22 protein-coding genes and 1 tRNA gene are annotated in these 22,960 nt (G+C 62.3%); 10 read left to right on the top strand and 13 right to left on the bottom strand.

Going from position 1 to position 22,960, the window contains the following annotated elements:
* Positions 1-13 precede the first annotated feature (13 nt).
* The 3 genes from rimM to ffh all read right to left on the bottom strand — a co-directional run bounded on the left by rimM (position 14) and on the right by ffh (position 2,357).
* Positions 14-553, bottom strand: a complete 540-nt coding sequence (gene rimM, locus R3E49_RS12120; RefSeq protein ID WP_371295306.1) for a ribosome maturation factor RimM — start codon at positions 551-553, stop codon at positions 14-16.
* Between the two features lie 16 nt (positions 554-569).
* A complete protein-coding gene (gene rpsP / locus R3E49_RS12115; protein ID WP_290739930.1) occupies positions 570-818 on the bottom strand; it encodes a 30S ribosomal protein S16 in 249 nt (82 codons plus the stop codon).
* Between the two features lie 159 nt (positions 819-977).
* The gene (gene ffh / locus R3E49_RS12110; RefSeq protein ID WP_371295304.1) at positions 978-2,357 is read right to left on the bottom strand and encodes a signal recognition particle protein; all 1,380 of its coding nucleotides are present in this window, start codon (positions 2,355-2,357) and stop codon (positions 978-980) included.
* A gap of 98 nt (positions 2,358-2,455) precedes the next feature.
* On the opposite strand from ffh, the gene R3E49_RS12105 reads away from it, so the two are divergent.
* Entirely contained in the window at positions 2,456-3,259 is an 804-nt protein-coding gene (locus R3E49_RS12105) for an inner membrane protein YpjD (protein ID WP_371295303.1), read from the top strand.
* A 113-nt stretch (positions 3,260-3,372) separates the two neighbouring features.
* Positions 3,373-4,650 (top strand): HlyC/CorC family transporter, encoded by a 1,278-nt coding sequence (locus R3E49_RS12100; protein ID WP_371295302.1) that lies wholly within the window; start codon positions 3,373-3,375, stop codon positions 4,648-4,650.
* On the opposite strand, the gene R3E49_RS12095 is transcribed toward R3E49_RS12100, so the two are convergent.
* Genes R3E49_RS12095 through R3E49_RS12070 form a run of 6 tightly spaced genes read right to left on the bottom strand, consistent with a single transcriptional unit; the run spans position 4,651 to position 8,465 of the window.
* Positions 4,651-4,842 (bottom strand): DUF1289 domain-containing protein, encoded by a 192-nt coding sequence (locus R3E49_RS12095; RefSeq protein WP_290739924.1) that lies wholly within the window; start codon positions 4,840-4,842, stop codon positions 4,651-4,653. It abuts the gene before it with no gap.
* Positions 4,842-5,366, bottom strand: coding sequence for a gamma carbonic anhydrase family protein (locus tag R3E49_RS12090; RefSeq protein WP_371295301.1), 525 nt, complete (start codon positions 5,364-5,366; stop codon positions 4,842-4,844). The genes R3E49_RS12095 and R3E49_RS12090 overlap by 1 nt, the downstream gene beginning before the upstream one ends.
* Positions 5,363-5,971, bottom strand: coding sequence for a CoA pyrophosphatase (locus R3E49_RS12085; RefSeq protein ID WP_371295300.1), 609 nt, complete (start codon positions 5,969-5,971; stop codon positions 5,363-5,365). The genes R3E49_RS12090 and R3E49_RS12085 overlap by 4 nt, the downstream gene beginning before the upstream one ends.
* 3 nt (positions 5,972-5,974) lie before the next feature.
* The gene (gene tgt, locus R3E49_RS12080) at positions 5,975-7,096 is read right to left on the bottom strand and encodes a tRNA guanosine(34) transglycosylase Tgt (protein WP_371295299.1); all 1,122 of its coding nucleotides are present in this window, start codon (positions 7,094-7,096) and stop codon (positions 5,975-5,977) included.
* On the bottom strand, positions 7,093-8,163 hold the full coding sequence (gene queA / locus R3E49_RS12075; protein ID WP_371295298.1) for a tRNA preQ1(34) S-adenosylmethionine ribosyltransferase-isomerase QueA: 1,071 nt from the start codon (positions 8,161-8,163) through the stop codon (positions 7,093-7,095). The genes tgt and queA overlap by 4 nt, the downstream gene beginning before the upstream one ends.
* A 47-nt stretch (positions 8,164-8,210) precedes the next feature.
* The gene (locus R3E49_RS12070) at positions 8,211-8,465 is read right to left on the bottom strand and encodes a hypothetical protein (RefSeq protein ID WP_371295297.1); all 255 of its coding nucleotides are present in this window, start codon (positions 8,463-8,465) and stop codon (positions 8,211-8,213) included.
* A gap of 192 nt (positions 8,466-8,657) precedes the next feature.
* Here R3E49_RS12070 and R3E49_RS12065 point away from each other — a divergent pair.
* From R3E49_RS12065 to R3E49_RS12050, 4 genes are all read left to right on the top strand, one after another.
* Positions 8,658-8,744, top strand: a tRNA-Leu gene (locus R3E49_RS12065).
* Between the two features lie 161 nt (positions 8,745-8,905).
* A complete protein-coding gene (locus R3E49_RS12060) occupies positions 8,906-9,745 on the top strand; it encodes a glycosyltransferase family 2 protein (protein WP_371295296.1) in 840 nt (279 codons plus the stop codon).
* Complete coding sequence (locus R3E49_RS12055; protein ID WP_371295295.1) at positions 9,742-10,161, top strand: FdtA/QdtA family cupin domain-containing protein; 420 nt, start codon at positions 9,742-9,744, stop codon at positions 10,159-10,161. The genes R3E49_RS12060 and R3E49_RS12055 overlap by 4 nt, the downstream gene beginning before the upstream one ends.
* Complete coding sequence (locus tag R3E49_RS12050) at positions 10,158-11,375, top strand: NAD(P)/FAD-dependent oxidoreductase (RefSeq protein ID WP_371295294.1); 1,218 nt, start codon at positions 10,158-10,160, stop codon at positions 11,373-11,375. Before R3E49_RS12055 ends, R3E49_RS12050 begins: the two co-directional genes overlap by 4 nt.
* Before the next feature lie 18 nt (positions 11,376-11,393).
* On the opposite strand, the gene R3E49_RS12045 is transcribed toward R3E49_RS12050, so the two are convergent.
* Positions 11,394-12,791: a DUF1254 domain-containing protein gene (locus tag R3E49_RS12045; protein WP_371295293.1), complete on the bottom strand. Its 1,398-nt coding sequence runs from the start codon at positions 12,789-12,791 to the stop codon at positions 11,394-11,396.
* A 177-nt stretch (positions 12,792-12,968) separates the two neighbouring features.
* Here R3E49_RS12045 and R3E49_RS12040 point away from each other — a divergent pair, with 177 nt between their 5' ends.
* On the top strand, positions 12,969-14,693 hold the full coding sequence (locus R3E49_RS12040; RefSeq protein ID WP_371295292.1) for an amidohydrolase family protein: 1,725 nt from the start codon (positions 12,969-12,971) through the stop codon (positions 14,691-14,693).
* 7 nt (positions 14,694-14,700) lie between these two features.
* Here the strand turns inward: R3E49_RS12040 and R3E49_RS12035 are convergent, their stop codons facing one another.
* Positions 14,701-15,480 carry an SDR family NAD(P)-dependent oxidoreductase gene (locus R3E49_RS12035; protein ID WP_371295291.1) on the bottom strand — a complete coding sequence of 260 codons (780 nt, stop codon included), beginning with the start codon at positions 15,478-15,480 and terminating at the stop codon, positions 14,701-14,703.
* Positions 15,481-15,497: 17 nt separating this feature from the next.
* Positions 15,498-17,843: a TonB-dependent receptor gene (locus R3E49_RS12030; protein WP_371295290.1), complete on the bottom strand. Its 2,346-nt coding sequence runs from the start codon at positions 17,841-17,843 to the stop codon at positions 15,498-15,500.
* A 235-nt stretch (positions 17,844-18,078) separates the two neighbouring features.
* Here R3E49_RS12030 and R3E49_RS12025 point away from each other — a divergent pair, with 235 nt between their 5' ends.
* Genes R3E49_RS12025 through R3E49_RS12015 form a run of 3 tightly spaced genes read left to right on the top strand, consistent with a single transcriptional unit; the run spans position 18,079 to position 21,688 of the window.
* Complete coding sequence (locus R3E49_RS12025) at positions 18,079-18,507, top strand: lipocalin-like domain-containing protein (protein ID WP_371295289.1); 429 nt, start codon at positions 18,079-18,081, stop codon at positions 18,505-18,507.
* 27 nt (positions 18,508-18,534) lie between these two features.
* Complete coding sequence (locus R3E49_RS12020) at positions 18,535-20,715, top strand: FAD-dependent oxidoreductase (RefSeq protein ID WP_371295288.1); 2,181 nt, start codon at positions 18,535-18,537, stop codon at positions 20,713-20,715.
* Between the two features lie 31 nt (positions 20,716-20,746).
* Complete coding sequence (locus tag R3E49_RS12015; RefSeq protein ID WP_371295287.1) at positions 20,747-21,688, top strand: zinc-binding dehydrogenase; 942 nt, start codon at positions 20,747-20,749, stop codon at positions 21,686-21,688.
* On the opposite strand, the gene R3E49_RS12010 is transcribed toward R3E49_RS12015, so the two are convergent.
* Positions 21,678-22,931 carry an MFS transporter gene (locus tag R3E49_RS12010; protein WP_371295286.1) on the bottom strand — a complete coding sequence of 418 codons (1,254 nt, stop codon included), beginning with the start codon at positions 22,929-22,931 and terminating at the stop codon, positions 21,678-21,680. The genes R3E49_RS12015 and R3E49_RS12010 overlap by 11 nt on opposite strands.
* Positions 22,932-22,960 lie beyond the last annotated feature (29 nt).

The raw sequence follows: 22,960 nt of genomic DNA, 5'->3' as shown, positions 1-22,960 counted from the left end.
CCGTGAACCGCTCCTAGTCTTCCGGGAACCAGTCCACATCAATCCGTCCCGACTCTACATCAACCTGCCGCACCGTCGTGCCGGGCAGCCAGGGAATGAGCCGTTCCCGCTGGTCAATGCTGCCCTCACAGGGCTTCACCACCAGCACGTCATTCGCTCCGGTCTCAATCAGGTAATCAACCGCGCCGAGCAGCACCTGACCGTTCTCCGTGTGACACCAGACCTGCAAACCCTGCAGCTGGTGCCAGTAATAATCGCCGTCTTCCAGTTCCGGCAGGGCATCACTGTCGACGCTGACCTCCAGGCCCTGGAATGTCTCGGCAAGGTCACGGCTATCGACACCGCGGATATGGGCCACCAGCCCCTTGCCCTGCCTGCGTCCCTGATCGAACTCGATGGCCTCATAGCCACCGCGGCGCTGCACCTTCACACCCTTGAACTCGAGGAAGTTCTCCATCGGTTCCGTGAATGAATGAACCCGCACCCAACCCTTGATCCCGTAGCAGCCACTGATGCGGCCGATGACGAGGCGTTCGCTGGCGGCTTCATTCATCCTCGGTGGCGCTGTCTCAGGCCGCTGTTGCAGCTTCCTTGACCAGCTTCGCCACACGGTCGGACAGCTGTGCACCCTGGCTCTGCCAGAACGCTACACGCTCGACGTCAACGTTGAGGCGCACTTCCTGACCACGGGCAACCGGGTTGAAGAAGCCGACGCGCTCAATGAAGCGACCATCGCGTGATTTGCGGCTGTCAGTCACCGTCAGATGATAGAAAGGGCGCTTCTTGGCACCACCACGAGAAAGACGAATTGTTACCATATTCCGTAATTTCCTGAAAATGAGTCGGGATCTGCGGCTAACCTGCCGTCTCACCCACGACAAACACCGGCACCACGGCCGCAAAGGTGGCGTATCATACGGAACTTCAGCAGGATTTAAAAGCCCCGCAGGCGGGAAATTTTCAAGGATTCTGGGGGCTTACCGAAAGGGAAAACCGCCACCACCACCGCCACCCGGCGGCATCATGCCGCCGAGGCCGCGCATCATCCGCTCCATGCCACCGCCCTTCATCTTTTTCATCATTTTCTGCATCTGCTTGTGCTGTTTGAGCAGGCGATTGAGGTCCTGCACCTGGGTACCTGAACCCAGGCAGATTCGCCGCTTGCGTGAGCCGGCTATCAGGTCCGGGTTGCGCCGTTCCTTGACCGTCATGGAGTTGATCATGGCCTCCATGCGCGCAAACATCTTCATGTCGAGATTCTGCTGCGCCATCTGCGCCATGTTGCCCATGCCCGGCAGCTTATCGAGCATGCCGGTGATGCCCCCCATGTTGTTCATCTGCTGCAACTGGTCGCGAAAATCCTCCAGGTCAAAGCGCCCGCCTTTCTTTACCTTGCGTGCAAGGCGCTCGGCCTTTTGCTTGTCGACCTTTTGCTCGGCCTCCTCGATCAGCGACAGCACGTCGCCCATGCCGAGAATGCGGGACGCCAGCCGGTCCGGGTGGAATGGATCCAGCGCCTGGGTTTTCTCGCCCACACCCAGGAACTTGATCGGCTTGCCTGTGATGGTGCGCACCGAGAGTGCGGCACCACCGCGGGTATCTGCATCCACCTTGGTCAGGATAACGCCGGTGAGTGGCAGTGCTTGGCCGAAGGCCTTTGCGGTATTCGCGGCATCCTGGCCGGTCATGGCATCCACCACGAACAGTGTCTCTACCGGTTGCGTCACCCGGTGCAGCTCGGCGATCTCGGCCATCATTGCCTCATCCACCGCGAGGCGCCCTGCGGTATCGATAATCAGCACGTCGCTGAAACGGATGCGGGCGTGCTCCATCGCCGCTTTGGCGATGTCCACCGGAGCCTGCTGCGACTCACTGGGGAAGAAGTCGACACCCACCTCGGCGGCGAGGGTTTCCAGCTGCTTGATCGCTGCCGGCCGGTAAACGTCGGCGCTGACCACGGTCACCGACTTCTTGTCGCGCTCTTTGAGCAGGCGTGCCAGCTTGGCGACCGACGTGGTCTTGCCCGCGCCCTGCAGGCCAGCCATGAGGATGATCGCCGGTGGCTGCGTGGCAAGGTTCAGGCCCTCATTCGCGGTACCCATGACAGCCTCGAGCTCTGCCTGCACAATGCGCAGAAACGCCTGACCAGGGCTCAGGCTTTTGCTCACTTCCTGGCCCAGCGCGCGCTGCTTTACCGCCTCGACAAAGTCCTTGACCACCGGCAACGCCACATCGGCCTCCAGCAGGGCCATACGCACTTCACGCAAGGTCTCCTGGATGTTGTCCTCGGTGAGGCGCGCCTTGCCGGTGATGGCGCGCAAACTCTGGGAAAGACGGTCAGACAGGCTCTCGAACATCGCTAGAACTCTCAGCAGCAGGCGGCCACTATTGCCAATGGCCGGACAAATCGGTACAAAGGGGCGCAGTATACGCCACCCGGGTCTAACCCCCAACCATGCCACTGCCTCTGCTCGCCATCGCTGCCGCGCTGCTTTACCTGGCAGCTGCGGGACTGCACCTCATGCATATCCTGCAGCGAAAACCGCGCCTGAGCACCTCGGTGATCGCCCTGGGGGGCGTGGCATTGGCGTGCCACGCGCTGGTGGCCTGGTCGAGCATCTTTGACGAGCACAGCGTACACCTGGGGCTGTATCGCATCCTCGCCCTGATTTCCTTCGTCATCAACCTGGTTTGCGTGACCTGGCTGGTGCGCTGGCCCTTGCAGAACCTGTTGATCGTGCTTCTGCCTCTGTCTGCCTCCACCGTACTCATTTCCGCCTTTGCCCCGCAGACCAGCACCACACCGGAAGCGCTGGACAACGGCCTGCTGATACATATCGCCTCATCGATTCTGGCCTATGCGGTGCTGACCATCGCCGCCGTGCAGGCCGCCCTGCTGGCGGTTCAGGACAGGCAGTTGAAACAGCATCGGGCCACCGGCATCGTCAGCTTCCTGCCGCCCCTGCAGCTGATGGAGACCATGCTCTTTGAGCTGGTGTGGATGGGCGTCATACTGCTCACCGTGGCAATCGCCACCGGTTTTCTCTTTGTCGACGATTTCTTTGCCCAGCACCTGGTGCACAAAACCGTGCTGACCCTGCTTGCCTGGGTGATCTACTCCACGCTCCTCTGGGGGCGCTACCAGCTCGGCTGGCGCAGTCAAACGGCGGTGCGCTTCACCATCGGCGGCTTCCTGCTCCTCATGCTCGCCTTTCTGGGCTCCAAACTGGTGCTGGAGTTGCTGCTGCAGCGCGGCTAGGCCGGCCGATCACGGAAAGGCCCCCACCACTGTGGTGCCGTCCCGGGGGTTGCCCCAGCGAGCCTTTTTCTTCAAGATACGCGGTCCACTCACGCCAAAGGTTCGCCCCCGCTTTGAACGAAGCCCCGCTGGGTCTCCTGTCGTCCATTCTGGTTGTTCTCATTCTCCTGTCTGGTTTCTTCTCCAGCTCGGAAACCGGCATGATGTCGCTCAACCGCTATCGGCTGAAACACCTGAGAAAGCAGAACCACCGCGGCGCGCGGCGCGCGAGTAAGCTGCTGGACCGTCCGGACAGGCTCATCGGCCTGATTCTGATCGGTAACAACGCGGTCAACATTCTGGCCTCAGCCATCGCGACGGTCATCGCCATTCGCCTGTGGGGCGATGCAGGCATCGCCATCGCCACCATCTGCCTCACGCTGGTGATCCTGGTGTTCGCTGAAATTACCCCGAAAACCATTGCTGCGCTGTACCCGGAACGCATCGCCTTCCCGGCCAGCGTGATTCTGCTGCCGCTGATGAAGGCGATGTACCCGGTGGTGTGGCTGGTGAACGGAGTGACCAACGGCCTTCTGCGCCTGCTAGGGGTGGATGCCGGGGCCGCCAAGGAAGAACACGTCTCTTCCGAGGAATTGCGAACCATCGTGACCGAGGCCGGCGCGCTGATTCCACCCCGACATCGGGGTATGCTGCTGAATATCCTCGACCTTGAGGAAGTCAGCGTCGACGATGTCATGGTGCCGCGCAATGACGTCTACGGCATCGACCTGGACGACAGCGATGACGAAATCCTCCGCTGCCTGCAGGCCTCCACCCACACCCGCTTGCCGGTCTGGCGCGACGACATCAATAACATTGTCGGCGTGCTGCATCTGCGCAACCTGAGCCGGGTCATCGACAAGCATGGCCTGGATCGCGGGGCGCTGGAGCGGGAGATGGACGAACCCTACTTCATTCCAGAAAGCACGCCCCTGCACACGCAATTGCTGCATTTCCAGAAGAACAAGCTGCGCCTGGCCATCGTCGTCGACGAATACGGTGAGGTGATGGGCATTGTCGCCCTGGAGGATATTCTTGAAGAAATCGTCGGCGAGTTCACCTCGCGCATGGGCGATACCGGCGACAGCATATTTGCCCAGCGCGACGGCAGCTACATCATCGCCGGCAACGCCAACCTGCGCGATGTGAACAAGGCGCTGGACTGGGACCTGCCCACCGACGGACCAAAGACCCTGAGCGGCCTGATTCTGGAGTACCTGGAGTCGTTTCCCGCCGGCAATGCCTGCCTGGCGATTGCCGGCTACCGGCTGGAGATCCTCGAACTGCAGGGCAATGTTGTGCAGTCGGTGCTGGCCTCTCCGGCGGCCGCCAAAGGCAAGGCCAGGCGCTGATCAACGCAGTTGCGGCTTGTCGTCTGCCTGACGGCGCTCCGCTGCCCGCAGGAGCATCTCGCGCTTTTCCTGCGGACTGGCCATGAACCAGTCAGTGATCTCCTCTGCGCTGCGATAGCAGCCAAGGCAGACATCGTTCTCGTCAAGCAGGCATACCGAAATGCACGGTGATGCAGGTTCAGCGTTCCCCATTACGCCTGCTCCTGCAAGGCGCGTTGAAATCGCGCCGCGTTCTGCACGTAATGCTGGGCATTGAGGCCCACAGCCGCCTGCTGTTCCGCAGACAATGTGCGCTTCACTTTCGCTGGAGCCCCCAGCACCAGGCTGCCATCGGGTATCTCCATGCCCTCGGTGACCAATGCGCCCGCACCGATCAGGCAGTTACTTCCAACCTTTGCGCCATTCAGCACGATGGCACCAATCCCGACCAGGGTGCCGTCACCGATGGTGCAGCCGTGCAGCATCGCCTTATGGCCCACTGTGACGCTGGCGCCCACCACCATCGGATAGCCCGGGTCCGCATGCAGTACCGCACCATCCTGAATATTGCTGCCCGCGCCAACCTCGATGCGCTCAGCATCACCCCGTAGCACACAGCTGAACCATACGCTGCTGTTTTCATGCAACGTGACATCGCCGATAACCGCGGCATTGGGGGCAATAAAATGCCCGCTGCCGATCAGCGTTACCGCCTGCCCTTCCAGGCTGTACTTCATTCCCTGTTCTCCTTGAATGTCGACAAATCCAGCCGCGCCTGCAATCCCAGGTTCACCAGCAGCAACAGCGCCCGCGCCGAAGTGCCCCATACCGTATCACGCGGCAGGCGAAAATGCGGCACCGGGGAAACGCGTCCGGTATCCGGCTCAGGCATGTGCTGCACGTGCCAGCCCGCCGGGTCGGTGAAGCGATCGAGCCGCGGCAACAGCAATTCCGCCACCTCACCGGGGTCCGCTCGCAGCGGTAGCGATGCGGGAATAATGGCGACGCAGGGGTGGATGGTATAACCGCTGCGGGTCAGCAGCGGCGGCAGTTCCCCCAGTGGGCACACCGCGCCCGGCGGACAGGCCACTTCCTCGAATGCCTCACGCAGTGCCGTATCCCAGGGCCCCGCATCGCCGACCTCACGCTTGCCACCGGGAAAGGCAATCTCGCCCGGGTGCAACGGCAAATGCAGAGCGCGGCGCCCCAGCAGGACCCGGGGGCGCCGTTCATCGGTGAGCGCCACCAGCACACCCGCCTGGCGCCCGCTGCCCGTCCACGGTGGTCGCGCCAGCGGCAAAGCCTCCCGCAGCCGCTGAAACAACTGCGCCGAGTCGTTCACGGGTTAAACACCCTCTGCCTGGGCCGCATAAAACGCGGCCGCAAAGCTCGCCAGGGTGCCCTGTTCAATCGCGGCGCGAATCCCGGCCATATGGTTCTGGTAATAGCGCAGGTTGTGAATGGTGTTGAGCTGCGACCCCAGAATCTCGTTGCACTTGTCGAGGTGATGCAGGTAGGCGCGGGAGAAGTTCTGGCAGGTATAGCAATCACAGCGTTCATCCAGCGGCAGGGTGCTGGTCTTGTGCCGTGCATTGCGCAGCTTCAGCACGCCGCGGGAGGTAAAGATGAAGCCATTGCGGGCGTTGCGTGTCGGCATGACGCAATCGAACATATCGACGCCGCGCAGCACACCCTGCAGCAGGTCTGACGGCGTCCCTACACCCATGAGATACCGCGGTTTGTCGGCGGGCAGACGATGCTGGAGGGCCTCGAGCACAGCAATCATCTCCTCCTTGGGCTCGCCGACAGAAAGCCCACCGATGGCATAGCCATCGAAACCGATCGACTCAAGACCGGCGAGTGATTCAGCGCGCAAGTCCCCGTACATACCACCCTGAACGATACCAAACAGCGCCGAGGCACTATCGCCATGGGCGTCACGGCTGCGCCTTGCCCAGCGCAGCGACAGCTCCATGGAGGCGCGGGCCTCGGCTTCGGTGGCGGGATAGGGTGTGCACTCATCAAATATCATGACGATATCGGAGCCCAGCTTGCGCTGTATGGCCATTGAGGTTTCCGGGTCGAGAAATACCTTTGACCCATCGACAGGCGACTGAAAGCGCACACCCTCTTCCGAGATCCTGCGCATGGCCCCCAGGCTGAACACCTGGAAACCACCGGAATCGGTCAGTATGGGTCCGCTCCAACCCATGAAGTCATGCAGATCGCCATGCTGCTCGATGATGTCGGTACCCGGTCGCAACCAGAGATGGAAAGTGTTGCCCAGAATGATCTCGGCGCCGATATCGCGGATGTCGCGCGGCAGCATGCCCTTGACGGTACCGTAGGTACCCACCGGCATGAACGCAGGCGTCTCGACGCTGCCACGGGGAAACAGCAGGCGTCCGCGCCGCGCCGCGCCGTCGCTACCCAGTTGTTCAAACCGCATATGGCACTGGCGGCTCATCGCGGCCCCACTGCAGCCGGCGTGGGCGTCAGGAACATGGCGTCGCCGTAGCTGAAGAATCGATAGCGCTCCGCGATCGCCTCCCGGTAGGCGGCCAGCATGTTGTCGCGGCCGCAAAAGGCGCTGACCAGCATCAACAATGTCGATTCCGGTAAATGAAAATTGGTGATCATTGCATCCACGACCTGAAAGCGGTATCCCGGGTAGATAAATATGTCCGTGTCCCCGGTAAGTGGTGCAACGCGACCCTCGCCACAGGCGGCGGACTCCAGGGACCGCACGGCTGTGGTCCCCACGGCAATCACGCGACCGCCGCGCAAGCGGGTTGCCTCCACCGCCGCACATACGCCAACATCCACCTCCAGGTACTCGGCGTGCATGTGGTGCTCCTGGATATTGTCCACCCGCACTGGCTGGAACGTACCGGCGCCGACGTGCAAGGTCACCGTCGCGCGCTGAATGCCTGCGGCATCCAGCTGCTCGAGCAGCGCCTCAGTGAAGTGCAATCCGGCCGTAGGGGCAGCCACTGCACCAGCACGTTCCGCGTACACAGTTTGATAACGCTCCTGATCCGCCGCTTCGTCACCCCGTTCGATGTAGGGTGGCAGCGGCATGTGGCCGATGTCCGCCAGCACGCTGTGCAAGGCCACCTGGGGTGGCGATGCAAGCTGGAACAACGCGCCTTTGCGGCCGGTCACCGTCAGCTGCAGCGGGCCGGGCGCTCCACCGGGTTCAGCGGACAGGTGGATGACGCTGCCCGGCTTGGGCGACTTGCTGCTGCGGATGTGTGCCAGGGCGGTATGCTCCCCGGTAATCCGCTCGATAAGGATCTCCACCCGGCCGCCGGTGGCTTTCTGCCCCCAAAGCCGGGCGGGAATCACCCGCGTGTTGTTGAACACCAACAGGTCACCGGGCTGCAAACAGTCCTGCAACGCGCTGAACACGCCATGCCGGGTCGCGCCCGTCGCACCGTCCAGCGCCAGCAGCCGGCTGGCACTGCGCTCCTTGAGCGGATACTGCGCGATCAGCTCCGGGGGCAGTTCGTAGTGGAAATCGTCAAGTTTCATGGAAAAAAAAGCCGGCCTCAAGCCGGCTCTCCACGCAATCGCGGCGCTCAGGCCTCGGCATCGCCTTCCGCTGCATCTGCCTCTACGGCAGCTTCCTCGGCCGCCGCTTCTGCAGGTGCCTCTTCCGCGGGTGCTTCAACCGCCTTTGGCGCCGGCGCCTTCACCAGGCCTTCGGCAGACAGAATGCGGACTTTTTCGTCGCCATTCACCGCTTTGCGATTTGCGTCCTTGACTGCATAGCGCTCATCACCACGCTGGAAAATGCTGTATTCGTCTGTCTTTTTGACCAATTTCATCGCCATGATCTTTTCTCCTTCGATACTCAGAATGTCGGCCCCGGAGGCGCCACCCATGCCCGCACCGCGAACTGCGCGAGCCGGGCGAAGTCTACCTGCAAATCAGCGCGAGGTTAAGGAAAATCATTGCGGCGTGGGCGCGGGTTGCTATAATCGCGCCCTCTCCACGGGCCGCCCTGGGCGACGCCTGCACTCTCTGCCGGAGTGGTGAAATTGGTAGACACAGGGGATTCAAAATCCCCCGCCGTAAAAAGCGTGCCGGTTCGAGTCCGGCCTCCGGTACCACTCGATTGATGATGAAGAGCCTGAAGATCCCACGCCAGCGCGTGTAATCATCTCACCTACGCGGTAACACTTGGCGGCTGGTCTCCGTATGCAACACGACGTGCACTCCGTGCCTCCAGGTCGCCAGCACTGCATACCCTCTGGCTGGGAAAACCGGGATCATGACCGCACACACCACTGCTGGTTCTTCGTCTGTCTGCGCGCTGCTGCCCGCCTGGCAGGCTGCCGGGTTCATTCAGCCAACGCTGGACTCACTGTCGGCACAGACCTATCGCAACTTCCGCGTCATCGTATCCGTGGACCAGTGCACTGACGACACTGCTGAGCTGTGTAGGGCGCACGCTGAGGGCGATCCACGGTTTCGAGTTGTTCAGCAAAGCGAACGGCTGGGCTACGTCGGCAACTGCAATGCCCTTCTCCAACTCGCCGATAGCGACTACGCATTGTTCGCCTTCCATGACGACATCATCGCCCCCACCTATATTGAGCGACTGGCTGCCGCGCTGGATGGCGATCCGGAAGCTGTTGTCAGCTTCTCGGATGTTCACCTGACGCACACCGATGGCCGCGAAGAGCACTGGGTACTCAGCGAACTGGAAGGTATCACCAACCCGGCAGAACGCGGCCACCTGATGCTCGCCGGAGGGCTGAAGTGGTGGGTACCCAACCGCGGTGTTTTCCGCCTGTCGATGGCGCGGCAGATCGGTGGTTTGAAACTGCACGGCGCGGGCGAGTTTTCCACTGATTGGCCATGGCTGTTCCACATGAGCCTGCTGGGAAAGTTCCTCCGCGTGCCCGAGACCCTGTGTTTCAAATACTACAAGCCGGGCAGCCTGTCGCGCAGTTGGGCCTTCACCCCGGAACAGCGTTTTGAGGTTCTCTGCGCCTGCCTGCGAGAGCTCTGGAATGCCAACATCAGCAGCACCGCCAAACTGGATATCGCGGTACCACTGGTTCAGTATCTGCACCACAATCGTCCCCAGGGCGTAACCGCGGCATGACATTACCGGCCCCCGAGGCAACCCGCTGGTTTGGGGGCGCGGCACGGTTAGTACCTGTGCAGCGCCACAACGACAGCAGGGGCTCCCTGCTGCCGGTGGACTTCGCACAGTTACCCTTCAGACCGGAGCGTGTATTCACCGTTTCCGCGGTACCCCCTGGTACCCGCCGCGGTGGGCACGGCCACCTGCGCGGCCAGCAGCTGCTGATCTGCCTGACCGGAAAGATCCTCGTCACGCTGCAGCGTGACGGCGAGCGCGTGGACATCACCCTTGACGGCGCGAGCCCGGGGCTGTCGGTGAGCGCGGGAATCTGGGGAGAACAGACCTACATCGAAGAGCACAGCACGCTGCTGGTGCTGGCCAGCGACCCCTACGATGCCGACTCCTACTTTTCGCTGGTCGGTGCCGCTCCGTGAGGGCACACCGACACATCGCGGTGCTCGGTGCCGGCATTATGGGATGCTCTACCGCACTGTTTCTGGCTCGCCGGGGAGTTGCCGTATCGCTGTTCGACGAAGCCGGCGAACCCTTCACCGGCGCCAGCCGCTGGAACGAAGGCAAAATCCACCTCGGCTACCTCTATTCCGCAGACAGCTCGCTGCGCTCGGCGCAACATGTGCTGAGCGGCAGCCTGTTGTTTGGAAAGCTGACCGAAGAGTTGCTGGATACGTCGCTGGATGGCGTTATCACCGAACAGGATGACCTGTACCTGTGCCACCGCGACTCGCTGGTGCCTGCCGACGACATGGCGCATTACCTGGCGCAGGTCAGCAGCCTGGTGCGTTCACACCCCGATGCCGGAAAATACCTCGTGGACGCCTCGCAGGCACGCGCGCGGCAGCTGTCCCGAACAGAGTTGAATGCAACCACAGGCGCTGACGAGATTAGCGCCGGCTTTCACGTTCCTGAGCGTTCAGTGGAAACCAACTGGGTCGCCGACCGCTTTCTCCAGGCCGTGGCCGCCGAGCCACGCATCACCCTGCGCCTGGGCGAGCGCGTTCTGGCTGCGCAACCGCAGGGGAATTCGGTACATGGGCGCTGGACAGTTGCAACAGACTTGCGGCAACCCGAACACTACAGTGAAGTGATCAACGCCCTCTGGCACGGGCGCATGGGCGTTGACCAGACAGCAGGCATCGCGGCTGCCGGTGTCTGGTCAAACCGCTATCGCCAGTCCTTGTTTCTGCGCACGCGGCAACGCGTGCGCACCCCCTGCGCAATTATTGCCACAGGCCCCTTCGGCGACATCAAAAACTACAATGAACGTGACTTTTACCTGTCGTGGTATCCCGCCGGACTGCGCGTCGACAGCTCCGCTATCGAGCCACCGCCCGTGCACACCCTGGATCTACCCGATCACGCCGTACTGACCGCCCGAGTTCTGGATACCCTGGAAACACTTTTGCCCTGGGTAGCAGACATCCGCGCAAACGCGGAGCGTGTACAAGTGGGAGGGGGCTGGGTTTTTGCCGCCGGCCGTGGCGCATTGTCGGACCCCACAGCCACGTTGCACAAGCGCTCCGATTACGGTGTTACCCGCAATGGCAATTACCTGAGCATTGATACCGGGAAATACCCCACTGCGCCCTGGACGGCGCGCAACCTCGTGCAGGCACTCCTCGACGGGTAGCCACGATAAGCCATCGGGTCATGGCAGCGGCACTATAGGCGGCGGCGTGTAAACCCCGGAAAGCACCTCGGACTCTGGCTGGAAAAAGCGCAGCGTAACAAACAGAGGGCCTGCGTGAACCGGTAACCAATTCACATCCGGCTCCTCAGGCGGCTGTTGTTGCAGCCACACGACCACGGCGCCATCCGGCCGGCGCTTCAGATCCGGCATCACATCGGTTACCGCGTAGCGACCTGCCGTATTGGGAATCAAATCCACCGTGCGGGCATCATAAACGTTGAGTGCCCAGAACGCGGCAACGGGTGGCAAGGTATCCGGCTCAAATACGACTTCGTAACGATGCCTGCCATCCAGAGGTACACCTGCAGCGTCTGTCAGGGCAGACAGGTACACCGTCTCCTCCGGTTGATTGCCAAGAAAACCATGATATTCCACTGTAGCCCTGCGCAGGTAATCGAACCCATAGGACCCGTAGGTCTCTTTCGAAAGCACACTCCAGCCCGTGTACGCCGGCGCAGCCAGCGCCGAGTCTGCGAGGATACGATGCCCGTCTGCGACAGCTCGTTGCAGCCCACGGCGCAGTCCATTGGGCAGCGCGTCGGCATCAAACTGCGTTGCGGGGCCTATACCCACCTGGTTCAGCTGCGCCATGAGCTGCGCCTCCTGCGGCAGGCGCGGGTTTTCGCGCAAGAATCGATTCAGGTAGGCGAAAAATGCCAGCGACCTGAGATCTTCTGCAGCGGGCAGCTCATCGGTATCCAGCGTCCGGCTGCCGCCTGCGAGGCGTATCTGTCGCATGAGCGCACTCGCCTCGGCGAGGTCTGCATCACTCTCCACGAGCATACGCCCCAGCAGGTATCCATGATGCGTACGCAGGCGGACCAGATGCACACCGTCCGGTACAGTCCCCTGCCAGTCGGGCCCCACAACCAACAGCCGCTGGGCCGACGTGCCTGTGGTGCGTCGACCCGTGTGCTGCACCTCGGAATACATATCCGCCCAGGTCAACACATAGTACCTGCCCGCCGTATCCGGCACTGAAACCTGCAGTGGCTCAGTGGACACGTCCAACCAGGCCGTGAAATAGAGTGTGCTGCTGTTCGGCCCGCGGCCCGCATAGAGTCCACCGGGAGTGGCCAGGCCGCGCTGAAAAACGATCTCGTTCAACGGTGCATATACTCCCTTGGGATCACGCCCCAGTGTGGTCTGGTCGCGCATTACCCGGTAGTAATCCACCACGGGATAGCCATACAGGTAAGCTTGTAAACCCGCAGCGTAGGCAAGGGATTCCTGACGATGCGCAACTACGGCCGCCGGGTCCGGTCGTGACTCGGCCAGCACCTGCGCCGACAAGACCGCGCACAACACCATGCACAGCCAACCGTCCAGTCGCTGCAAATCTGCAAATAACGTCACGCTGCACCTCACCACCACAATTCAAAACCAACCGCCCGTATTGCCGGCAAGCATACCGTTCTTTGCGGGAACAGATGCCAGAACCAGCGCATTACTGCATTAAAATTTCGACATCAATCTGACGCCTGCGAGGCTGATACACTGCATGGCATGACAAACACAATGAGGGACGGACCGGTGGCAGAACAGGTAGATCTGGTTATTCGCAACGGAAGCATCATCGATGGCAGCGGGCAGCCCGCCTATCAGGCTGACATCGCGGTACATGACGGACACATTGTCGCGATTGGGGAGGAACTCGCCATTGCGGGCCATGAAGAGATCGATGCCAGAGGGCAATTGGTCACACCGGGGTTCGTGGATATCCATACCCACTATGACGGACAGGTCACCTGGAGCAACAGTGTCACGCCGTCCTCCCGGCACGGCGTCACCACCGTACTCATGGGAAATTGTGGAGTGGGCTTTGCCCCCTGCAAGCCGCGAGACCGCAACCGACTGGTCGCGCTGATGGAGGGGGTCGAGGATTTACCCGAGATTGTTTTGACCACCGGCCTGCCCTGGGCCTGGGAAAGCTTCCCCGAGTATCTGGACTACCTCGAACAGCGGTCTTTCGACGCCGATATAGCGACCCAGATCCCACACGCCGCGCTGCGCGTGTTCGCCATGGGCGAGCGAGCCGTCTCGCGGGAGGTGGCAACGGCGGAGGATCGCGAGCGCATGGCGCAGCTGGCGGCACAGGCCATCGAGGCAGGCGCCCTGGGCTTTGCCACATCTCGTACCATCAATCACCGTGCCAGCGACGGCACGCCGATTTTCACCCTGGACGCTGCCGAAGATGAACTGGTCGCGATCGGACAGGCATTGCGTGACAGTGGCCGCGGTGTACTGCAACTGGTCTCAGACTTCACCGACATCGACGCCGAACTCGCCATGCTGCGTCGTGTTGCGGAGCAGACGGCACGCCCCCTTTCGCTCACTGTCATGCAGTGGCACAACGCGCCGGAGAAGTGGCGTACCGTGCTGGACTGGATTGAGACCTGTCAGCGCGACGGCCTGCAGGTAAAAGCTCAAGTCAGCGGTAGGCCCGTGGGCATCCTGATGGGCTTTGAAACCAGCTTCAATCCCTTCAGCTACACCCCGACCTTCAAGGCACTGCTGGCGTTGTCGCCCGATGAGCGCCGTGCGCGGCTGCTGGAGGCCGCCACACGCGAAAAAATTATCGCGGAAACACCAGAACCCTCGAATTTTCCTGGCGAAATGTTGCTGCGCTGTTGGGATCTCATGTACCCGCTGGGCGAACAGCCCAACTACGAACCCGACGCCACACAAAAAGTCAGCGCCATTGCAAAGCGCCTTGGATTAAGCCCGGCCGCCTGTGCCTATGACCTGATGCTCGAGCAAGGTGGCCAGGCCGTCCTGATGCTGCCGGTGGTGAACTTTGCCGATGGCACGCTGAACGCGGCGCTCTCCATGCTGCGCCACCCACACAGCCTCTACGGTCTGGGCGATGGCGGCGCGCACCTGGGCTTCCTCTGTGACGCCAGCCTGCCGACTCACCTGCTGACGTACTGGGCGAGAGACCGCCAGAGAGGCCAGCGCCTGCCGATTCCGGAAATCATCCGCGGCCTCACCCACGACACGGCAGCCGCGGTGGGCCTCGAAGACCGGGGGTTGTTACGCGTCGGCTATCGCGCAGATATCAACATCATTGATTTTGATGCGCTTACCCTGCTTCCACCGCGGGTCGAGTATGACCTGCCGGCCAATGGTCGCAGAGTGGACCAAAGCGCCGCTGGATACACCGCCACCCTGGTGCACGGTCAGGTGGTGCAGCGCAATGGCCACCCAACAGGTGCCCTGCCCGGCCGTCTGGTGCGCGGGCCACAGACCGTCGCGTAGATGCGCGTTAGCGCATCAGTGCGCCGCCATTGATGTTGTACACCTGACCGTTGATCCAGCGCCCCTGATCAGACAGCAGGTGTGCTACCAGACCGGCGATATCCTCGGCCTTACCCAGTCGCGTTGTCGGCGTGTGTGCGAGGATCGCGTCGAGCATGGCCTGCGGCACGTTGCCGCTGGCCTCCATCTCGGGGGTGAAAACAAAGCCGGGGGCGACGCAGTTGGCCGTGATGCCCTCTCGCCCCCAGCGCGACGCCACATGCCGCATGAGCGCATTGAGGCCGCTTTTGGCCATGGCATACGCCGGCCGTTCGCTGTCGCCCGCATCCGCTGCACCAGAACTGGTGTAGACGATGGCACCGCCACCGCCGCGCAACAGATGCGGCAGCACGGCTCGCGTACACAATACGTGCCCACGCAGATTGACCTGCAGGGTGCGGTCGAACACAGCGAGATCTTCTGCCAACACGTCGCTGTCCTCAAAGATCACGCGTAAGTCCGCCGCGTTGATATGGGCGCCGTCCAATCGACCCAGCCTGGCGCAGGCTGTCGCGACCGCCGCATCGACCGCTGTTTCATCTGCAATATCGATGTGAACAGCGAACGCCGCTCCGCCCGCAGCAGTGACCGCAGCGGCCACCGACTCGGCGGCATCGAGGTTGATATCCGCGACACACACGCGCGCACCCTCAGCCGCCAGCTGGCGCACGGTCGCGGCACCGATCCCGGTGCCCGCGCCGACGACGATTATGGCTTTAGCGGCAAGCCTGTCCAGAACGACCGACACCACTGCGCTCCAGCAACCTAGAAGGTGATATTGAAGTCGATGCCGTAGGTACGCGGCAGACTGTACTGGGCCGTCATGTTGATCACCTCATTGCCGAAGACGTTGATTTCATCCTCGTCCAACAGGTTCTTGACCCAGAACGACACACTGCTGACGGCAGAGCCCATGGGAATTTCCATCACCCCGGCGCGCGCATTGATCAGCCAGTAGGCTTCACGCTGGGACAGGCGATCGGCTTCCGGGAAACCGCTGGCGAAGGCCGTGTTCTCGCCCTCTGCGAGGTAGCGGCTGTCCAGGCGCATAAAGGGCGCGCCGCCGAGCATTTTCTGGCCGAAGTCATACTGCAGCGAGATACGGGTGTTGAAATCCGGCGCGCGAATCGGACGCACATCGTCCGCCACGTTCACGCCATTGCGGATGTATTCCTTGTACTCGTAATCGTAGGTGCCAAGGGTTGTGCTGAGCGTCAGGCCTTCGCCGAGAATGGCGTCCATTTCAATCTCGAGACCAGTCACCTCCACGTTACCAGCGTTCTCAAAGCTCTGCTTGCCATCTTCAAACAGTTGCACCTGCAGGTCTTCGTAGTCCATAAAGAAAGCCGCCGCATTCAGGCGCAGGCGGTTATCCAGGAACTGTGACTTCAGGCCCAGTTCGTAGTTGGTGATGGATTCGGGGTCATAGGATATGCCATTGAGAATACCGCCGGCGACGAAGCCGGTGCTCACCTTGGCGTAGGACATCACATCATCAGCCCAGTTGTAGCTGAGCACCACGTTGTAGTTGGTTTCACCGTAGCTGAGTTTATACAGGCCCTCGTCCAGGCTACCGCCGCCGGAGGTTGCACTGATGTCGATCAGCTCGATTTCCCGATCATCTTCTGTGCGGCGGATGCCCACGGTCACGTCGAGCTTCTCCGTCGCGTGGAAGGTGCCCTCGGCAAACACGGCCCAGGAGCTGTTATCGGTGTCGGTGGAGTTGACACCGCTGCCGAAGATCGCATCAAAGGGCGTGGGAATCACCACGCCATTCGCCACGGGCTGCAACACACCCAGCACGTTACGCGCCTCTGCCTCCTCCTGGAAATAGAACACGCCGCCAACCAGGGTGTAGTTGTCCGTGCTCCAGGTCAGCTGCAGTTCCTCGCTGAACTGCTCCTGCTCCAGCGCGCGGGCGGTCAACAGGGTAAACAGGAAATCGTTGGGCCCGGGAGGATTACCGAGAATTCCACCCACATCACCCTGCAGCAGGGCACCCAGTTGCGCGGCGGTGAACTTCCAGCCACCGGTGGCCCCGAGGTCGTAGATTGCCGGGCGCTGGTCCATCTGGCGGAACGCAGTGATGCTCTTCAGGCTCAGGTTTTCATTGATTTCCCAGCTCACGGTGACGTTGTGCCCCTGAATGAGCAGAGGCTCTTCGCTGGTGGCAGCCGCGACGTCCTTCAGCGGCGTGGTGCTCAGGTTGGTGATGCCGCCATACAGCGGCTGGAACTGGTTGATGGCGCCAACCAGCGGCGCAGTCGCGCCAATGATCCCGACCTGCTGTACCGGTGCGCCGACGGTCAGGCTGTCCGTGTAATCAAAGCGGTAATCCACGTTGATAGTGTCGAAGTCCAGATTGGCCGCCAGCATGAAGGCTTCAACATTCTTGCTGCCGAGATCCTCCGCGTAGGTGAGTACGCCCATCTCCGGGTTGCGCAAGCGCAGATCCAGTGTGCGGCCAGCGATCAGGTTGTCCGAGTAGCCATCGTTGCTGTCGTACAGGTAGCTGAGCTTCACGCTCAGGGGGCCGACCGAAGGCAGATTGAGGATGGTACGGAAGCGCTGCGCATTGAGGTTGCCCACGGACACATCCTGGGACAGCCCGAACTCCCCTGTCGGCGCTGATGTGGTGATGCTGATAGCGCCACCCGTGGCGTTCCGACCGAACAGGGTGCCCTGCGGGCCACGCAGCACCTCCACGCGTTCGATATCGGCCATATCAAAAATCGAGCCGATCGTGCGCCCGATGTATACACCATCGAGGTAGGTCGCAATCTTCGGGTCCACTTCAGCCGCCGAAACGCCCGAGGACACGCCGCGAATGTTGATCTGGGGGATGGTGCCGCGCCCCTGGTTCTGGATGTTCAGGTTGGGCGCCAGGTTGCTGAGGTCTTCCGTATTGGTGACGCGGAACATGTTCAGCGTCTGCGCGTTGAGTGCGGTGACCGCGATGGGCACGCTCTGCAGGTTCTGCTCACGCTTTTGCGCCGTGACGATGATCTCCTCCAATGCAACGTTGCGCTGGTTTTCCTGCGCGATGGCGTTGCCGCTGACAATCAGCGCGATCGATGAAGCGAGCAGGGACAGGGACGAGAAATGACGCATGGGCCGAACCTCCGGGAATTAAAATTATGCTTATTAATATTCCGACTGTACTCCCGTGCGAGGCACCAGCGCCACTACTAATTTTCAACCACACCGCCGGCACAGCTGCGGAGTACAAATAACTGGTACCCGAGCGACGATGAATGCGGTCCGAAACGGGGGAATCACGGTGGCGATCACCTAATAGGGTATGCTGGTACCGGGTTGATACGCGCGCCAGAGGTTCATAGACAGCATGAGGGACGCACAGGCACTGGTCGGATGCTGGGAGTTGGTGTCCTACACCCTGACGACCGCGGATGGGTCCGTTCTCTACCCGATGGGTGAGTCCCCGCGTGGGCTGCTGGTCTATGGCGGCGCGGGGGAGCTGTCGGTACACCTCATGCAACCCGGCGCAGAGCCGCCGCCAGCGGACAGCCTGCCCGCCGGCATCACGCCGGACCTGGCGCTATCCTACGGCTGCTATTCCAGCTACTTCGGTCGCTATGAGGTCGATGAGCAACGCAAGGAAGTCACGCACTTCGTGCAGGGTGCATCCGTGCTGAGCTGGGCCGGGGCCGTATTTCCACGAGCCTACCAGCTCGATCATCACCAGCTGACGCTGACCGCCGAGGCCAACGCCCAGGGCTATGCCCCCGCTCTGCGCTGGCAACGGACTGGCTGAACGTCAGCGACGCACGGAGACACGCCGATGAGCGCATCGCACTACCGCACACTCCTGTCACCCGGCCGGATTGGCAGCCTCGAACTGAAAAATCGCATGATCGTCACCGCCATGGGGGTGAACTTTGCCGAGAGTGATGGCAGCGCCGGCGACCGGCTGATCGCGTATCACGAAGCGCAGGCGCGGGGCGGTGTCGGCATGGTCATAACCGGCGCGACGGGTGTCGCCCTGCCCGTGGGTCGCGTGCAGCGCTGGCAGGTAGGCATATCCGAGGATCGCTTCCTGCCGGGCCTCGAAAAACTCGCCAGGGCAGTACAGCGCCACGGTGCGCGGGCTGCCGTGCAACTTCACCACGGTGGCCTGGTGGCTGGAGACAGTGCACGGGACGGTCACCCGCTGTGGGCGCCCGCGGTTCCCAGCCCGGTCAAGGATGCCGACTTCATGAGTTACTTCCTGCCCGAGGAACTGGCAAAACTGTCCGCCGGTATGAAGGGACCACCGCAGGTCAAAGTGCTGGACCTGGCGGATATTCAACAGCTTGTGCAGCAGTTCGCTGAGGGAGCGCGGCGCGCGAAGCAGGCGGGGTTCGACGGCATTGAGATCCACGGCGGACATGGCTACATCCTTTCCTCCTTCATCTCACCGAAAACCAATACGCGCACGGATGCCTACGGTGGCAGCGTGGAGAACCGCGCCCGCCTGCTGCTGGAAGTGATCCACGCCATTCGCGCCGAAGTCGGCAACGACTTTGCGCTGTGGGTAAAACTCGATTCGCGGGAAGTGGGCAAGCAAGGTGGCATCACCCTGGAGGATGCCAAGCGAACCGCGCAGCTGGTCGAAGACGCCGGCGTCGACGCCATTACGGTCAGCGCCTACCACGAGACGGCGTATGGCAAGATGCACTCCGAATCCAACATACCCCAGGTGCCCGGTGCCAACTTGCCGGCAACCGTCGCCATCCGCCAGGTGGTGAAAGTACCCCTGATTACCTCGGGACGCATCGAGCTGGATGTCGGCGAAGCAGAGCTGCAAAAAGGCAGCTTCGATTTTCTTGGCCTGGGGCGCAAACTGCTGGCCGATCCCCAACTGCCGAATAAGCTCGCCACCGGCGACACGGCATCGATTCGCCCCTGCGTCTACTGTATTACCTGCGCCAGCGCCATCTACACCGGCGACGCCACGCGCTGTGCCGTCAACGCCGAGGTCGGCGTCGAGCACCTGCGCATCGCGCGCCCGCAGTCCAGCACGCCGCGCCATATTGTTGTGGTAGGAGGCGGGCCCGCCGGCATGGAGGCGGCGCGCCTGCTCGCTGCTGACCAGCACAGAGTCACGCTGCTGGAACGCGGGCCGCGGTTGGGCGGTACGCTGCAGTTCGCGTCCCTGGCCTATGAACCGAATCAGCGCTTCCTGAACTGGCTGCGCAGAGAGGTCGGCAAGGCGGATATCGACCTGCGCCTGAATACCGAGGCCACGCCGGCGCTGCTGCAGTCGCTGGGTGCTGACGCCGTTATCGTGGCAACGGGTGCCAAACGTGACCTTCCGGACATCCCCGGCAACGATCAGCACCACGTATTCAGCGGCGACGACATGCGCAAGCTGATCCTGGGCGAAAGCTCCGAGCGACTCACGGCACGCACCAGCCCGCTGACCCGACTGGCAACGCGTATCGGTGCGGCTACCGGCCTCAGCGCCAATCTCAATCTGGTGCGCAAACTGACCCATGCCTGGATGCCGCTGGGCAAGCACATCGTGATCATCGGTGGCGAACTGGTAGGCGTCGAGCTGGCCGAGTTCCTTGCGGAGCGCGGGCGCGTGGTCACCGTGGTCGATGAAGCGCCGCGCTTTGGCGCCGGGCTGCCCATTGTGCGCCGCATGCGCCTGCTGGCAGAGCTGCGGGAGCACGGTGTCGCACTGCAGCCCTCCGCAGCCGACATCCGCATCGAAGCTGAAGCCGTCACCTTCCGGGACGCGGCCGGTGATGCACAGCGAGTCGTGGCACAGCAGGTGATCGTTGCCAAGGGCGCCACCGGGGATACCAGCGTTGCAGACCGGTTGCGCGGCGCAGGGTTTGAGGTCCATGAAGCCGGCGACTGCACCGGCGTGGGCTACATCGAGGGGGCCATCCGCAACGCCCAGCAGGTCGTCGATGCCATCAACGCCAACATCGTGCCGACCACAGCCCACGACCGGGAAACCGCAACGGCGTGACGGTGTCCACCGATTGCCAGACAGGTGTTGAATGAAAGCAGTACGCTGCCACAACCATGAAATACACGTACACGACGTGCCGGCACCCAGCGGTGCAGGCGTGCGGGTGAAGGTGGCCGCGGCCGGGATCTGCGGCAGCGACCTGCACTTCTGGCAGGGCGGGTTTCCCGTGCCGTTCACCCTCGGCCATGAGATATCAGGTATCACGCCCGACGGGCGCTGGGTGGCCATCGAACCGACCGTCTACTGCGGTCACTGCGAGCGCTGTGTGCGGGGTGACTACAACCTCTGTGTGCGCGGCAGTGATGCGGTGCTCGGGGTGGGCCGTGACGGCGGTATGAGCGAAGAGATCATCGTACCCAAACACTGCCTGGTGCCCCTGCCGGGTGGCATCGCCGTGGAAGATGCCTGTCTGGTCGAACCGCTGTCGGTGGCCGTGAGGGGTATCGCCATGGCGGGCATCAGTCACAGGCACAAAGTCGCGGTGATCGGCGGGGGCACCATCGGCCAGTGCGCCGTGGTGGTCGCGCGCCAGGTCAGTCCCCGGGTGCACCTGTTCGCACGCCATCCCGCGCAACAGCGCGCCGGCGAAATTCTCGGCGCGACGCTGGAGGGCGCCACAGACGACTACGACCTGGTGATTGACTGCGCGGGAACGGACTCCGCGATGGCGCAGGCCGCCGATCTCTGCCGCCCCGGCGCCACCATACTCATGCTGGCCTCCTACTGGGGTGGGTTAACCCTGCCGGCAATGCAGATGATGATGAAGGAGCTGCGCACAGTGACCTCCATGGCGCAGGCGCGACAGGGGCTTGTACGTGACGTGGATATCGCTGCCGCCATCCTCGCGGAAAATCCGTTGATCGCCCCTACCCTGATTACCCACAGGCTGCCTCTGGAGGCCGCCGCCGAGGCATTTGCGATTGCCGCCGACCGCAAGCAGGGTGCGATCAAGGTGGCCTTCAGCCCTTGACGGCCTCCCCGTCGACGGGACGCGAACCCGGGCCGCTGCGCTCAATCAACGGGATCATCACCACTGCCAGCAACAGCAACAGGACAAACGCCACAAAAGCCATGTCGTAGGACCCGGTGACATCACGGATCCAGCCCGCGAGCGGCGGTGTCAGCAGATTGAAGGGGAGCAGCACCGGCGACATCAGACCCATAACCCTGCCATAGTTCAGCACACCGTAGGTCTGGGCGAGCAATGAGCTCCACACCGGCAACATGCCACCGCCACCCAGCCCCAGAATCAGGCTGCCCGCGAACAGCCTTGGCATATCCGGTGTGCCCCAGAACAGCGCGAGCCCCAGCATCATTAACAGCATGATGGCGGTGAGCGCGAGCCGCACATCAAAACGGTCGGCACACCACCCAAACAACAGTGTCCCGGGCACCGCCGCCAACGCCAGATTGGCGATCAGCATGGCCCCCTGCTCGCGCGTGGCGCCAGTATCCAGAACAAACGGCGTCAGGCTGCCCACCGTAGCCGTGAAGGCGGCAAACATGAAGCCCACCGATATTGCGATCACCCAGAACGCACGGTGCCGAATAATCGTGTCCGTGGAGTTGAAGCGCGCACCGGTGTGTGCCTCGTGGTCAGCATCGCCCTCCGGCAGCGGCGGCGTATAGCCTTTTAGCGCCGGACGATCGGCCGCCATAAGGGCCACGGGGATGGCAATCAGTGCAATCACAGCAGCAAAAACCTGCAGCGCAACACGCCAGCCCAGCAGATCAGTCAGCCAGCTGATCAGTGGCGGAAACAGGAACCCCCCGAAAGACGTCCCCGCCCCGGCAATACCCAGGGCGAGGCCCCGTTTGCGGGTAAACCAGCGTGCCAGCAGGGTGGACGCGGACAGCGGCCCCAGCAGCACATAGCCGAAACAGAATACCAAACCGTAGATTGCCGGCACCTGCCACATGGCGGTGGTGACAGACAGCGCGACGAAACCCAGCGAGGTCATCAGAATGGCGAAGACCATGATGAGCCGCAGCGACAGCCGATCGATGGCAATACCGGCCATGGGCGACACAACGCCGGCCCCCAGCGTCATGCAGGTGAGACCCAGCATCAGCGCCATACGGCTGGCGTCGAAGGTCTCGGCCAGCGGCACCGCGATCACACTGTAGGAATAGCTGAGCGCGCCGGCACCGGTGGCCTGGATCAGAAAGGCAACCACCAGCTGCAGCCAGGGCCAGTGATGCGTGCGTATCATGCGCGAAGCGCCTCAAACAGGGTTCTCAT

Origin of the sequence: Haliea sp., assembly GCF_041395985.1 — a bacterium.
Taxonomy (GTDB): Bacteria; Pseudomonadota; Gammaproteobacteria; order Pseudomonadales; family Halieaceae; genus Haliea.
The sequence above is the reverse complement of the archived record's forward strand: the minus strand, read 5'-3'. Positions and strand labels throughout refer to the sequence as shown.

What these genes read in the sequence shown, in the direction of transcription:
- rimM (WP_371295306.1), bottom strand. Translation starts at nt 553, where the DNA reads ATGAATGAAGCCGCCAGCGAACGCCTCGTCATCGGCCGCATCAGTGGC.
- rpsP (WP_290739930.1), bottom strand. Translation starts at nt 818, where the DNA reads ATGGTAACAATTCGTCTTTCTCGTGGTGGTGCCAAGAAGCGCCCTTTC.
- ffh (WP_371295304.1), bottom strand. Translation starts at nt 2,357, where the DNA reads ATGTTCGAGAGCCTGTCTGACCGTCTTTCCCAGAGTTTGCGCGCCATC.
- R3E49_RS12105 (WP_371295303.1), top strand. Translation starts at nt 2,456, where the DNA reads ATGCCACTGCCTCTGCTCGCCATCGCTGCCGCGCTGCTTTACCTGGCA.
- R3E49_RS12095 (WP_290739924.1), bottom strand. Translation starts at nt 4,842, where the DNA reads ATGGGGAACGCTGAACCTGCATCACCGTGCATTTCGGTATGCCTGCTT.
- R3E49_RS12090 (WP_371295301.1), bottom strand. Translation starts at nt 5,366, where the DNA reads ATGAAGTACAGCCTGGAAGGGCAGGCGGTAACGCTGATCGGCAGCGGG.
- tgt (WP_371295299.1), bottom strand. Translation starts at nt 7,096, where the DNA reads ATGAGCCGCCAGTGCCATATGCGGTTTGAACAACTGGGTAGCGACGGC.
- queA (WP_371295298.1), bottom strand. Translation starts at nt 8,163, where the DNA reads ATGAAACTTGACGATTTCCACTACGAACTGCCCCCGGAGCTGATCGCG.
- R3E49_RS12070 (WP_371295297.1), bottom strand. Translation starts at nt 8,465, where the DNA reads ATGGCGATGAAATTGGTCAAAAAGACAGACGAATACAGCATTTTCCAG.
- R3E49_RS12060 (WP_371295296.1), top strand. Translation starts at nt 8,906, where the DNA reads ATGACCGCACACACCACTGCTGGTTCTTCGTCTGTCTGCGCGCTGCTG.
- R3E49_RS12055 (WP_371295295.1), top strand. Translation starts at nt 9,742, where the DNA reads ATGACATTACCGGCCCCCGAGGCAACCCGCTGGTTTGGGGGCGCGGCA.
- R3E49_RS12030 (WP_371295290.1), bottom strand. Translation starts at nt 17,843, where the DNA reads ATGCGTCATTTCTCGTCCCTGTCCCTGCTCGCTTCATCGATCGCGCTG.
- R3E49_RS12025 (WP_371295289.1), top strand. Translation starts at nt 18,079, where the DNA reads ATGAGGGACGCACAGGCACTGGTCGGATGCTGGGAGTTGGTGTCCTAC.
- R3E49_RS12020 (WP_371295288.1), top strand. Translation starts at nt 18,535, where the DNA reads ATGAGCGCATCGCACTACCGCACACTCCTGTCACCCGGCCGGATTGGC.
- R3E49_RS12015 (WP_371295287.1), top strand. Translation starts at nt 20,747, where the DNA reads ATGAAAGCAGTACGCTGCCACAACCATGAAATACACGTACACGACGTG.
- R3E49_RS12010 (WP_371295286.1), bottom strand. Translation starts at nt 22,931, where the DNA reads ATGATACGCACGCATCACTGGCCCTGGCTGCAGCTGGTGGTTGCCTTT.